The organism is Acinetobacter sp. CFCC 10889 (assembly GCF_003268395.1).
GTDB lineage: Bacteria > Pseudomonadota > Gammaproteobacteria > Pseudomonadales > Moraxellaceae > Acinetobacter.
Genome location: NZ_LQXQ01000018.1, coordinates 65,525 through 79,269 on the forward strand (window position 1 = coordinate 65,525; position 13,745 = coordinate 79,269).

Consider the following 13,745-nt stretch of genomic DNA (forward strand, 5'->3'; position numbering starts at 1 on the left):
CTACCAACCTTGTTGAATTTTTTGTTCAAAAGCATTGACGACACATTGTGGTACGAACTTGTGTACATCACCTTTTAAACGTGCGATTTCTCTCACCATTGTCGATGAAATAAATGAAAATTGTTCTGATGGTGTTAAAAATACTGTTTCAAAGTGATGATCAAGCTGACGGTTCATATTTGCCAACTGAAATTCATATTCAAAATCTGAAACAGCTCTTAATCCACGCAGAACGGCGGTTGCTTTTTGCTCATTAAAGAAATTAACCAAAAGTCCATCAAAGCCAACAAACTCAACATTGGGTAAATGGCTCAATGACTCTTTTGCCAGTGCCACACGCTCATCTAGAGTAAAGACAGGGTTCTTATGATGTCCAATTGCAATTGCCACGACCACTTCATCAAACATTTTTGAAGCACGAGCAACTAAATCGACATGTCCATTTGTAATAGGATCAAATGTTCCAGGATAGATGACACGAGTTTTAGACATCCATTTTTACTCTAGTTGTTTATGTAGGTCTATAGTTTAACAAAAACTTATTTTTAAGCGAACCACCTCATTGCAAATGAAAGCACTTCACCTACAGCCAAGTTTGAGGCAAAATAAGATTAATCTTGGAATTTTTGAATTATGTCTAAAAATATTGTCGTTAAAAAAAATAATGGTGGCACCATTGCACAGAATAAACGTGCACGTCATGATTATTTTATTGAAGAAAAGTTTGAAGCTGGACTTTCCTTACAAGGCTGGGAAGTAAAATCATTACGTGCAGGACGTATGACCATTACTGAAAGCTATATTACCTTTAAAAATAATGAAGCTTTCCTTTTCGGTGCTCAAATTCAACCCTTGCTTTCTGCTTCTACACATGTTGTTCCTGAAGCAACCCGTACCCGTAAGTTATTGTTGTCACGTCGTGAACTTGAAAAACTCATGGGAGCAGTAAATCAGAAAGGTTATACCTGCGTACCGTTGGCATGTTATTGGAAAGGTCACTTAGCAAAACTTGAGATTGCTTTGGTAAAAGGTAAGCAGTTACATGACAAACGTGCAACTGAAAAAGACCGTGACTGGCAACGTGACAAAGCACGCATCATGCATAAGTAATTTTCAAGAAAAAACCTCCAAATCGGAGGTTTTCTTATATCAGCACTAGCAAAACTTTAAACTACCATAACAGTTTGGGGCGAAGTTTTGTGTGGCAAGTTGAATATCCTTCAATGGAAATTTAACTGTTTGACCTGCTAAATTTACAGGTGGGATGGTTACACCTCCCACACAACTAATAATTGTAATACCACTACAATCTGTTGGATGATCAGTTAAATAGGTTGATAGTGGCTGTATCACTTGAGATAACACATCATTGGTAATTTGAACTTGATCAGTAGGATTAAGATGACCAATATCAATAGGATCTTCAATTGCTAACCACCATCCTCTTCGGGCTGCAACTGTAGAACCACTCCAATTAATATCTTGTTTTTGTAGTGACAATGAAAATGGATTATTCAGATTGATTTTATGGATAAACCCAAGGTTTTCAGAAATATCTAAATCCGCTTTTAATCCAGTAATACTACCTTTTGCATTAATAGGAATAGATACTAAATTGATAATTGGTATTTGAATTCTCGCACTAATGCCGCCATTAAAAAACAACTCGTTAATATCCGCTTTTCCTTTTAATTGAGCAGTATTAATACGACGACCTGTAATTGCCGTTTCTCCTACTAGGATATCCGCCTGTGTTGATTGCAGATTTAAATTATAATCAGTTGTATTAAAACCATAAGTTCCTATCCCTCTAATTTTACCACTGATCTGCTGTCCACCCACATCTGATGATTTAAGAGTTCTTGCGCCAGTAAATGCAGTCCCTTTGGTTTCTTTAATTTTCATATAACCACTAAGGCTATTGATACCATTGGGTGTTCCTGTATTTTCCTCACCAAGTGTTAACATCCCCAAAACTTTCTCAGCACTGAGACGAAAACCCATCATTTCACGGGTAGAAGCTGAGTTTGGATTTTTAATGGCAAATTCAATAAATGGATTGGTCATTTTTGCAGACGAACCAACACGCCCTTCACGTGTTTCTGCGACACCAGACAGACTTAAATTATCAATATCAATATCACACCCATTTGCACCATTGATCCCACCACAACCGAGTTGTAATTTTTTAATATTGGCATTTAGCTCAAGTTCAGCTTCCATCCCGAGTTTATAAAACCCGATATTTTGTGATGCCATAGAAGCATTGGCTTTGGAAGGATCAGTATAAGTAAGATTCATCAGTGCTTGACCTTGCACTTCTGAAAGCTCTGAATCTGAAAGGGATTTTAAAGTTGTGTCATCTGCGTGTGTTGAACCAATAAACAACGACAGCAAAGCACCAGAGATGACCAATCTCGTAGTTGTCATTACATCTACTCCAAGTTTTTATTTTATTTATTCCGTGTCGATTCCATCAACACGTTGGAGTATTATTCATTAAAACTAAACTTATGAAAGCGAACAACTTAACAAAAATTACACAATAGAAAAATTTCGTGATGTATTTTGCAATTGTTATTTTTTAACCACTTGTTTAAATAATAATTATTTAATTATTCTCATTAACAATAACGCAACATATTCACCAAACCAAATTGCGGTTTCCAGATCACCTTTTGGAGGTGTGATATCCACAGGTGCATTGTCTGATTGAGTCATTAATCCTAAAAAACTCGACATTCGGTTAAGATCATTTGTACCTCGTCCTGTGGGCATCATGGGTAAACCTGTCCACAACATACCATGTTGCATGGCAAAAAGATTGATCTGTTGAAGGACTGCGAGTTTGTCGCCACTGAGTCCTCCTCCATTGGTAAAACCTGCTGCAAGTTTGCCTTGCCACGCACGTGCCAACCAACGTTTAGAGGATTGTTCCATGAACAATTTTAAACCTGAAGTGAGATTCCCCATATAAGTTGGACAACCAAAAATAATGCCATCTGCTTGGTCAAGTATGTCCCAGTCAATATTTTCAATATTCATCAAATGCACAGTCACACCAACTTTGCTTGCACCTTGTGCAATATGCTGCGCAACTTTTGCAGTGTGTCCGTAGGGACTGTGATAAACAATAGCAAGGGTTTTAGCGATCAGTGACATATCAATAAAAACAAACAGATTTACTCAAGTTTACATGAATTACTGTATAAAGACGAATGTCGCCATGCGCCCTGTTTTGGCATTTCGGCGATAAGAATAAAATTCTTGGTTTTGTAAATAAGAGCATTGTTCACCGCCCAACACCAAAGTCACGCCATGTAATTTCAAAATATATCGGGCAATGGCATACAGGTCTGCATAATATTTTCCATCTTGCTCACCTGCTTTAAATGCATCTGCAAGTTCAGGATATTTATCGCAAAAAGCTGCTTTGACTTCTGCACCAATTTCAAAACAAGGTTGGCTAATCGCAGCACCCAACCATGCCCAGGTTGGCTGAGTTTGCATCTCGGTAATAGTATTTTCAATCATCCCACCTGCAAGCCCACGCCAACCCGCGTGTAGGTTAGCAACTTCTGTACCTTCAGCATTTCCCAACACCACTGGTAAACAATCTGCTGTCATCATCATCAAAGCATGAGCTTTTTGCTGTGTCACCAAACCATCACCGATTAATGCTTCAAAAGGCATTTGCGCATTGATGGTATGGCAAATGGTGCTATGCGTTTGGGTCATCCACGTGATTTTATTGACACCAAATTGGGAAAATTCATCCAATAAAATCATGCGATGTTTTTGTACACGCACAGGATCATCATTCACATGCAATGCCAAGTTAAATCCCGCAAGTTCAGGTTGTATAGGTGGCAACGCTTGCGGATGTTGGATTTGAGTTTGTCCGACAAATACGCCTTGTGGTAATCCTTGAACAAATTGCATATTAATTCCATCGAAAAATTTTATTATATTTTAACTTTTCTCTACTAAATAAGCATCTTATTAACCTTATACATTACATATCTTAAAAGTTGCAATGTTTTTAAACACGTGTATTATTTAAAAATACTACACAATAAAAAGAGTTAAATATGAAAAAAATATCATTGTTTTTAAGCGTCTTACTTTTGAATATAGGTTCTGCATACGCAGCTTGTTCCTATGATTTAAATGGAGTTGTTCCTAATGATTCAACATTCCAAAAATACCCTTTAATAAATAATCAAAAAGTTTCATATAAAATTTTAAATTCAAATACCGAAATAAAATATGCTGCGATTCCAAGTGCATTCGGCATAAACAGCACAAACCAACTCACTGGGTTATTCCCCCTTCCAAATACAGGAGTTTTTGGTCTAGAATTCAATACAACAACCATCCCAACAACACTAACAGCATCAAAAATATTACAAGGCTATCAACTTATGATGATGGATAGTAATAATAAGATGCACAGTCTAATAATTACTTATGTAAATAATGGTGCATTATCAGATCAAAATAACAATAAAAATGTAGTATTTATTTTAGCTACTTCTCCCAAAGCAGGAGCAACATCTACAGAAGCAGATGCAATATATGGTCATGCTCAACCTATAAGCAGCTCATCTATTCAAAATTTAGGAATATACATAAATCAGAATACAAATCAGTTAGGAATTATAATTAATAAACAAAATTTGGGATATGTCGGCTCATTTTCCTCTAAACTAAAATCCCTTACTTATTCACCAGTAGTACAATTTCAAGGCTTTTCAAGTAATTCACCTTACATAAACAAAGACTATATTCAAGAAATCATTACAGATAAATCAAAATTCACAAATACTTTCCCAACAGGAACAAAAGATATTTGTGAAAACTAAATAGCTTTAAAATAAAACTGCTCAAATTGAGCAGTTTTTTTATTTTATCAATAGGCTTTATTTTCAGTACGAAGTACATCTACCAATGTCTTAAAGTCATCCGCCCAAGGTGCTTCAAACAACATTTCTTCTTGAGTACGAGGATGAATTAAACCTAATTTTGCAGCATGTAAGGCTTGGCGTTTAAAACCTCGTAAAGTATCAGTTAACAGTTCTGATGCACCTGCAGGCACTTTAACACGGCTCATATACACAGGATCACCTACCAAAGGGAAACCAATATATGTGAAATGTACACGAATCTGATGCGTACGCCCAGTTTCAAGCTGTGCTTGTACACGGGTGAAATGTTGGAAACGTTCTTTGACATTATAATGTGTCACCGCATCACGCCCACCCGGAAGAATCGCCATTTTCACACGATCAACAGGATGGCGTTTAATTGGTTCATCAATCGTACCGCCTGCAATGATATTGCCATAGCAAATCAAGTCATAAATACGGTAAACCGATTTTTTCGCCAGTTGTTTACTCAGTGAAAATTGTGCTTCTAAATTTTTCGCAACTACCAATAAGCCACTGGTGTCTTTGTCGATCCGATGTACCAAGCCTGCACGAGTGAGTTCGGCAGATTTTGGATAATGGTAAAGTAGTGCATTGACAAAGTACCATTTGGATTACCTGCACCGGGGTGAACAATCATGCCCACTGGCTTATTAATCACAATAATATCATCATCCTCAAAGACAATATTTAGAGGAATATTTTCAGGTTGTGCTGAAGTCTGTGCCTCTAACTCAACCTCTAGCGTAAGTAATTCATTGCCTTCGCATTTGTACTTTGGCTTAACAATGTTACCATTTACCAACAAATAACCATCCTTCAACCACTGCTTGAGTTTTTCGCGTGAAAAATCACTCCAAACGGCGGCTGCAACTTGGTCGATGCGTTGACCTAAATAACTTTCATCCAATTGAAATTGCAACGATAAACGTGTTGCAGTTAAGGCTGAAGTATGATTATCTGCATCCTCAGAATCTTCAAGTAAATTGAAATCATTTTCTGAGAAATTAGAATTAGAAGATTGTGCTGAAGTCATTTGCTCATTCGGACAAAAGTGGTTTAATAGCGCAATTGTAGCCTATTGCCCGTATAAACAGAGGAATTTTTATGTCGCTACCACGTTATAAAGTTACAATGCTTGCTTTATCTTTGAGCATCGCAACGGCATTTGTAGGCTGTAGCAGCAATCCAAGTAAAAAAGAAGTGGTTGATACTGGTCCTCAGTCAAGTGAGCAAAGCTATTACAACAAAGCAATGAAAGCCTTAGAAAAAGGTCAATATGGCGATGCTGAAAAATCATTACAAGCGCTTGATACCTATTACCCAACAGGTCAATATGCGCAGCAATCGCAATTAGAATTGATTTATACCAAGTTTAAACAGAAAGATTATGAAGCAACCATTGCGCATGCTGAACGCTTTATTCGTTTAAATCCACAGCATCCAAACGTGGATTATGCTTACTACGTGCGTGGTGTAGCAAATATGGAAATGAACTATGACGGCATCATGCGCTATACCTCACTGAAACAAGCGCATCGTGACATTAGTTATTTAAAAATTGCCTATCAAAATTTTGTAGACTTTATTCGTCGTTATCCAAGTAGCCAATATGCGGTAGATGCTGCACAACGTATGACATTTATTGGGCAAGAGTTGGCTGAAAGTGAAATGAATGCTGCGCGTTTTAATCTCAAACGTAAAGCCTATCTCGCTGCTGTTGAACGCTCACAATGGGTGATTGAACATTATCCACAAACCCCACAAATTCCTGAAGCTTTAGCAACTATGGCATATGGTTATGACAAGCTTGGCGACAAAGCAACATCTAAACAATATGTTGATATTTTAAAACTCAACTACCCACATCTCGTTAAATCGAATGGCGAAGTCAATTTACGTGCTGCACGTAAAGATGGTAGCTTACTCAACCGTGCGACTTTGGGTATTTTTGGTCGTAGTGAAAAAACTCGCGGCACAGTTGAAGAAGCAAAAACTTCTACACAAACCAATGCTTCTGCTGAAGATAAACCAAGTTTGTTAAATCGTGCGACTTTTGGTTTGTTGGGTCGCCCAGATCGTGCGGTATCTTCTGAGCCTGCACGTGCAGATGAAAGTTTATATGATGGTCAACGTACACAACCGACCAAAACTGAGCAAACTGAGCAAACTGAGCAAACTGAGCAAACTGAGCAATAAGCTAGCGGATGTGTTGCGATGATAAAGGCAGAATTTTGATTCTGCCTTTTTTATGTGTAAGCAAATTCAATACACATATACGCCTTGCCTAATCTAAGCTAAACTTGTCGACCCACTTATTTTTTGTTGCCCACTTGGCTTTTATTTATGGCGATTCCTCAGCATACGATTGACCAAATTTTAGATCGAACCGACATTGTCGATTTGATTGGTCAGCGTGTGAAATTGAAAAAGACAGGTCGCACCTATTCAGGTTGTTGCCCTTTTCATCAGGAAAAATCGCCCTCTTTCCACGTTTATCGTGACAAACAATATTTTCATTGCTTCGGTTGCCAAGCCAATGGTAATGCTATCCGTTTTTTAATGGACATTGACCATCGCAATTTTGTCGATGTAATGAAAGACCTTGCAAGTCAAACGGGTATCGAACTACCTAAAGATAACCAAGATAATAAAAAACTATCGTACAAACGTGAAGCAATAAAAGCACAACCTATTATTGAAAATAAAGTCGTAGATCAACCCAATATTGCACCAACAACCGATAGTACAATGCCAATGGAGATTGATCCATTTGAGGCATTTAACCAATATCCTGACTTTGAAAATTTTGATCCAACACAGTTCGATACGTCAAATTATGAGCAAATTCCACAAGATGGTAATTTATACGATCTTTTAGAAAATATTGCCCAGTTTTATGAAAAACAACTACCACATAGCAAAAGCGCACAACATTATTTTAAACATCGTGGTTTAAGTAAAAGTACCATTCAATACTGGCGTTTGGGTTATGCACCCGAAGATTGGCAACATTTAGAAAAAGCCTTTCCACAAGATATTGAAGGCTTAAAACTGCTTGGTCTGATCCGGACCAGTGACAGTGGGCGTGATTTTGATCTGTTACGTGATCGAGTCATTTTCCCAATACGAGATAGCAAAGGTCGTGTCGTTGGTTTTGGTGGTCGTGCGCTCAATGATGAGATTAAACCGAAATACATCAACTCACCTGATTCCGAAGTTTTTCATAAAAATCAATTACTCTATGGTTTGTATGAAGGTCGTAAAGAACGTGCGCAAGACTGGCTCATGGTTGAAGGCTATATGGATGTCATTGCCTTACAGCAGTACGGCATCTCAGGGGCAGTTGCCACGCTTGGAACTGCAAGTAATGCAGACCATTTGGGAATTTTATTTAAACAAAACAACCAGATTACCATCGCTTTTGATGGTGATGCCGCAGGACAAAAAGCTGCTCGTCGAACGCTAGAAATTGCTTTACCTCTGCTGAATGATGGACGAGAACTCAAATTTTTTGTGTTACCCAAAGAGCATGATCCTGATTCATTGATCCGTAAAGAAGGCATGGAAACCTTTCGCCGTTTATGGCAAAGCGCACCGCTTCTGTCTGATTTTTTGTTTGCTTTGCTTAGTCAAAATTATGCCATCACCACACCTGAAGGCAAAAGTCAGGTCATGGCTGAACTGAATCAACTGGTTGAATTACTTCCTAAACAAGGTTCGTATCGTTATTTATTACGTCAATTTTTCCGTGAAAAATTAGGCTTTAATAAAAAATGGCAACCACAAGTAAGTTTAGATGCATCTTTGTCTTTTAATATTCGTACCAAAGATGAAGATTTTGCAGTGGCAATTTTGATGCAACACCCATTTTTATATATTCATTTTGAAGTGTTACGTGCATTTATTCAGTCAGATGAATTACTTGCCAAAGTGCTTGCTATTTTCGACATTATTTTTGATGATTTGCCTGATGATCAAGAACTGGCAACTTATTATATTTTAGGGGCTTGTAGTCGCTATCATTTAGAATTGTCTGAGATCATGCAGCGGACGAATATTCAAAATTTGATCGAAGCCCCTGAACTTGCTGACAAAGTTGCCGCAGAATATTCGTTATCTTTACAAGAAAAATATTTACGTCAGAAAATGAAAGCACCAACCTCGCTCAGTGAATCTCGTAATTTACGCCAACAATTGAATGAATTAACCAAGAAAATTAGTTTAAAATTGGTGCATAGTTAAGCTAAAAAACACCAACTGATTAAAAGATCAATAATCACTTCAGCTTATGACTTTGTACATCAGAATTTCACTTTGCGACCACTTGCAAAAATATCCTGAATATTTTCTTTTAACCATTCAAAATGCGAAGGATCTTCATCTTTTGCAGCATTACGCAGCAAAATCGAGGTTGGATGCAAAAGCTTCTGCGTTAAACGATGATTAAAATCTTTTAAAACCTGCTCTGCATTTTCACCTGACTGAATGCGTTGTAAAGCATAGGCTAATTCAAGCTGGCTCAATTGCTCGCCTTGCTGACGATATTGATGAATGGTTTCACCTGCATTGTTAATTTTTTGCTGAGTAACCAATTGTGTGACCAATTGATTTACCATTACCTCAGCCTCAACCGCAGCCTGACGACGATGTGCAAGATTTTCATCAATCACCGATTGTAGATCATCCACCCCGTATAAATACACACCATCCAAACTTTCTACTTTTGAATCAATATCACGAGGTACAGCCAAATCAACCATCAACATTTGCTGATAACGGCGCTTTTTCAAAGCTGCTTTCACATCTGCAAATGAAATCACCTGATACAAACTGCCTGTACAGCTTGAAATCACATCTGCACGATATAAATTTTCTGCAAGTTCGGTAAATGGAATAATTTCCACATCCACACGATGTGCGATTTCCTGTGCCAACTTTTCAGCACGCTCACGCCCACGATTACAAATGAGGATTTTAGCTACCCCCATTTCTGCTAAATGTTTTGCTACAAGGCTGTTCATTTCACCTGCTGCAACAACCATAACAGTCAATTTTTCGGGGCGGCTAAAGACTTGTAGCGCCAACTGTGCAACTGCATAGCCCATTGAAACAGCATGGCTGCCTACGGCTGTTTCAGAACGCACACGCTTGGCAGCGTAAAAGGCATATTCAAAAATTTGATTGAGATTTTGCGAAACAATATGTGCATCTTTTGCCAAAGCTAAAGCTGTTTTGACTTGACCTAAAATCTGTGGTTCACCAAGCATGAGCGAATCTAAACCACTTGCGACTCGCATTAAATGCGAAACCGCATCGCTATTTTCATAACGATATACATGATTTGACAATTGTTTTACATCAATACCATTTGTTTGGGCGAGCCAATCTAATACCATATCGGCATTTTCCGCCATGGCATAAACTTCGGTACGATTACAGGTCGAAACCACCACCATATCATTCATTTCATGGTGTTGGCACTGTTCTGCCAGCAAAGTGCTTAAGCGTTCAGGATTGAAAGCGACTTTTTCACGAAGCTCTACAGAAGCAGTTTGATGGTTGACACCCAATGCAAAGAAAGACATATCAGATCATCATTTCGCTAAATTTATGCTATTGTGCAATAACGGTGTCATAAAAAGCATACTTGGATAAAGAAAAATTGCGTCAAATAAGCAGCCGCATTAACGGCACGACAATTAAGCAATATTCTACCACATTCTTACTTGTCGGTAGCATGGCTTCTAGCGCTCATATTCGAGCCGCTAGCGAATTGTATCATGCAAATTATAATACAGAAGCATTAAAACAAAGCATGATTGCTGAATTTGCCTTGGCATATCATGACACACCTACAGCTTTGCACAACTATACTGTGCTTGCAATCCGTAATAACTCTACCTCTATCAAACAACGTGCACTTGATATTGCGATTGAACATAATGACCTACAAGCGGCTTTAGATATTGCAACGCATTGGGTCGTACAAGAACCTGAGGATGTACCTGCAAAGTTCTATTTGGCGCATATCGCCCTAAAAGCCCATGAATACCAACTCGCTGCGGAAACCTTAGACAGTATTTTAAATATCGATGCCAATGCTGATCTAGAACAGATTTTAGCAGGCATCACACCTGAATCAGAGGAAGACCGTTTAAACCTCCTCCAAACTTTACACGCCAGTAAAGAAAAAAATAATCCATCCGTTTTGATTCTTATTGCAGGTTTAGAAGCACAAAACAATAATATTGAAATAGCTTTAGAAACGGTGAATAAGGCACTCAAAAAACGCCCTAAAGTCACAGGTTTTATTCTCATGAAAGCCAATCTACTCATGGCTTTAGGTGATGAGCAGCAGACTTTGGATTGGTATGAACGTAGTAGTCGTAAACACAAATACAACCTTGAAGTCCGCCTTGCAGAAGTACGTTATTTAACCAAAATCAACCAACCTGAATTGGCTTTAGACAAACTAGAAAAAATCATCAAAGCGTGGCCAGATGCAGAGGAAGCATTGTTTATTGCAGGCTTAACTGCAATTGACCTGAAAAAATATGATTTGGCTGAACAATATTTGGTTGAACTACGCTATTCGAGTAAATATCAAAACGATGCTTATTTTTATTTAGCGGTAAATGCTGAACGCAAACAACAACTTGAGACTGCCAAAGCATATTATCGGTTGGTCGATGGTAATCTCTACACAGTTTCTCGCCGTAACCTGATTTCAATTTATGATCATCAAGGAAAACTGAATGACGTTCTGCGTTTTTTAACTCAAGAACGGGTCAATTATCCACAGCATGCGAGCTTTTTGTACCAAGCCCAAGCTGAAATTTTAAAGAAAATGGACAATAAAAAAGCTGCTTTGCGCTTATTGAGTGAAGCCGTACAGAACTTACCTGATGATCCTGAACTGTTATATTCAGAAGTTTTATTGCTAGATCCTTATCAAAATAAAGAGCAATTAGATAAAGCACTGAAACAATTACTGGTCTTAGAACCTAATAGCCCAACCTATTTAAATGCCTATGCTTATACATTGGCTTTACAAAACCGTCGTTTGCAAGAAGCTCGTAGTTATGCTGAAAAAGCGTTGGATTTTGCCCCTGAACAAGCCTCTATTTTAGATACATTAGGTTATATCACTTTCTTACAGAATGACTTTAGTACAGCGTCGAAAGTTCTTGGCAAAGCCTATAACATGAGTGGCAGCATCAATATCGGTGTGCGTTATGCAAAATCTCTTTATATGCAAGGGGCACTCGAACAATTTAATCAAGTGTTACAACAACTCAAACAAAATCATCCAAATGATGCTGAATTGCAGCAACTTGATTCATTATTGTTACCACAACACTTAAACAAGAGTTAATTTTTTATGCGTTTCATTGCTCAAGTATTTTTTGCCGCAATTGCAACGGCAAGCTTTGCCCTAACAGGTTGTCAACAATACGCCAAAGCACCACAGCCCACAACATCGCAAGTACAAGATGCACAAAATTTTAGCCTTGAAGGAAAAATTGGTATCAAAACGCCAAAACAGTCAGGCAGTGCATTTTATACATGGCAACAAAATAATGAAAACTTTGACATCCAGCTCACTGGTATTTTAGGCATTGGTAAAACTGTTATTGAAGGAAAGTCTGGTCAAGTCACTCTCAATAGCGCTAAAACAGGTGAAATCACGGCTGAAACACCAGAAGAACTGCTTGAGCGTGCAACGGGTTGGGTCGCACCGATCACTCATATTGTCGATTGGGTACAAGCCAAACCAGCAACGACAACAGCCAAAGTTGACAAAGATGAGCAACAACGACCAACCCACATCGCAGAAGATGGTTGGACTGTTGACTTAAGTTATAACGATGCCGCTGCATTACCGAATAAGCTCATTTTAAAACAAGCTTTAGAAGCAGGACAGGAAAATCGTATTACAATGATCATTCAAAATCGTTAATCTGAAAAAAGCTTAGAACCTTATGATTCGTGTGCCGTCCCCAGCCAAATTAAATTTGTTTTTACACATCACAGGTCGCCGTGACAATGGCTATCATGAATTACAAAGTATTTTCCAACTGATCGACTTATATGATTGGATGGAATTTCTTCCAACCAATGATGAACAAATTTCGATTGCGGGTTTTAACGATGTTGATCTAGAACAAAATCTAATCTATAAAGCCACACAAATTTTAAAACCTTTTGCCCAAACAGCGACAGGTTTAAGCATTAAAATTGAAAAAAATATTCCAATGGGTGCGGGTTTAGGTGGCGGGTCTTCCAATGCTGCAACCACACTCATCGTAGTCAACCAACTTTGGCAATGTGGTCTAAATATCGCTGAACTTGCAGAACTTGGGGTAAAATTAGGCGCAGATGTGCCAATCTTTGTACATGGTAAAAATGCATGGGCAGAAGGCATTGGCGAACACTTAACATTCATAGACTTAGATCAAAAACGATACATTGTGTTAAAACCTGATTGTTTTATCAGCACTCAACTGCTTTTTTCACAAAAAACATTGACAAGAGATACGAAGCCTACTAAATTTTGCGCCTATCAACAGAACTCATCTGTTTTTGGAAATAACTTTGAGCCACTCGCTCGAAAGTTGTACCCTGAAGTCGATGAAGCAATGCGTTACTTAGATCAGTTCGGTAAAGCAAAACTCACAGGTACAGGTGCTTGTGTTTTTGTTGAAATAACTGAGAATATGAATATTGATGATGTTTTAGCAAATTCTCCATGTAAAGCTTATATGGTTAACAGCTTAAATGAATCACCTTTAGTTCATTTCACAGCATAAATGA

General features: G+C 38.1%; 12 protein-coding genes and 1 pseudogene. 7 read left to right on the forward strand and 6 right to left on the reverse strand.

The window, feature by feature from the left end; translation table 11 throughout:
• Positions 1-492, reverse strand: coding sequence for a pantetheine-phosphate adenylyltransferase (gene coaD, locus AVJ19_RS08845; protein WP_111859369.1), 492 nt, complete (start codon positions 490-492; stop codon positions 1-3).
• A 141-nt stretch (positions 493-633) separates the two neighbouring features.
• Between coaD and smpB the strand changes: the two genes are divergently transcribed.
• Positions 634-1,110, forward strand: a complete 477-nt coding sequence (gene smpB, locus AVJ19_RS08850; protein ID WP_004828309.1) for an SsrA-binding protein SmpB — start codon at positions 634-636, stop codon at positions 1,108-1,110.
• Positions 1,111-1,155: 45 nt separating this feature from the next.
• Here smpB and AVJ19_RS08855 read toward each other — a convergent pair whose 3' ends face one another.
• From AVJ19_RS08855 to pgeF, 3 genes are all read right to left on the reverse strand, one after another.
• Positions 1,156-2,430: a hypothetical protein gene (locus AVJ19_RS08855; RefSeq protein ID WP_111859370.1), complete on the reverse strand. Its 1,275-nt coding sequence runs from the start codon at positions 2,428-2,430 to the stop codon at positions 1,156-1,158.
• A 177-nt stretch (positions 2,431-2,607) separates the two neighbouring features.
• Positions 2,608-3,162 (reverse strand): flavodoxin family protein, encoded by a 555-nt coding sequence (locus AVJ19_RS08860; protein WP_111859371.1) that lies wholly within the window; start codon positions 3,160-3,162, stop codon positions 2,608-2,610.
• 39 nt (positions 3,163-3,201) lie between these two features.
• A complete protein-coding gene (gene pgeF / locus AVJ19_RS08865; RefSeq protein ID WP_111859372.1) occupies positions 3,202-3,942 on the reverse strand; it encodes a peptidoglycan editing factor PgeF in 741 nt (246 codons plus the stop codon).
• Positions 3,943-4,091: 149 nt separating this feature from the next.
• Here pgeF and AVJ19_RS08870 point away from each other — a divergent pair, with 149 nt between their 5' ends.
• The gene (locus AVJ19_RS08870; protein WP_111859373.1) at positions 4,092-4,865 is read left to right on the forward strand and encodes a DUF4882 family protein; all 774 of its coding nucleotides are present in this window, start codon (positions 4,092-4,094) and stop codon (positions 4,863-4,865) included.
• Between the two features lie 47 nt (positions 4,866-4,912).
• On the opposite strand, the pseudogene rluD reads toward AVJ19_RS08870, so the two are convergent.
• A pseudogene (rluD, locus tag AVJ19_RS08875) lies at positions 4,913-5,964 on the reverse strand (23S rRNA pseudouridine(1911/1915/1917) synthase RluD).
• A gap of 71 nt (positions 5,965-6,035) precedes the next feature.
• Here rluD and AVJ19_RS08880 point away from each other — a divergent pair.
• Positions 6,036-7,127, forward strand: a complete 1,092-nt coding sequence (locus AVJ19_RS08880) for an outer membrane protein assembly factor BamD (RefSeq protein WP_111859374.1) — start codon at positions 6,036-6,038, stop codon at positions 7,125-7,127.
• A gap of 147 nt (positions 7,128-7,274) precedes the next feature.
• Positions 7,275-9,173 (forward strand): DNA primase, encoded by a 1,899-nt coding sequence (locus AVJ19_RS08885; RefSeq protein WP_111859375.1) that lies wholly within the window; start codon positions 7,275-7,277, stop codon positions 9,171-9,173.
• Between the two features lie 59 nt (positions 9,174-9,232).
• Here AVJ19_RS08885 and hemA read toward each other — a convergent pair whose 3' ends face one another.
• Complete coding sequence (gene hemA, locus AVJ19_RS08890; protein WP_111859376.1) at positions 9,233-10,516, reverse strand: glutamyl-tRNA reductase; 1,284 nt, start codon at positions 10,514-10,516, stop codon at positions 9,233-9,235.
• Positions 10,517-10,593: 77 nt separating this feature from the next.
• On the opposite strand from hemA, the gene AVJ19_RS08895 reads away from it, so the two are divergent.
• The 3 genes from AVJ19_RS08895 to ispE are packed head-to-tail and all read left to right on the forward strand — an operon-like array spanning position 10,594 to position 13,741.
• Positions 10,594-12,306: a tetratricopeptide repeat protein gene (locus AVJ19_RS08895; RefSeq protein ID WP_111859385.1), complete on the forward strand. Its 1,713-nt coding sequence runs from the start codon at positions 10,594-10,596 to the stop codon at positions 12,304-12,306.
• A 6-nt stretch (positions 12,307-12,312) separates the two neighbouring features.
• Positions 12,313-12,891, forward strand: a complete 579-nt coding sequence (lolB, locus tag AVJ19_RS08900) for a lipoprotein insertase outer membrane protein LolB (protein ID WP_111859377.1) — start codon at positions 12,313-12,315, stop codon at positions 12,889-12,891.
• Positions 12,892-12,913: 22 nt separating this feature from the next.
• Positions 12,914-13,741, forward strand: coding sequence for a 4-(cytidine 5'-diphospho)-2-C-methyl-D-erythritol kinase (ispE, locus tag AVJ19_RS08905; RefSeq protein WP_111859378.1), 828 nt, complete (start codon positions 12,914-12,916; stop codon positions 13,739-13,741).
• Positions 13,742-13,745 lie beyond the last annotated feature (4 nt).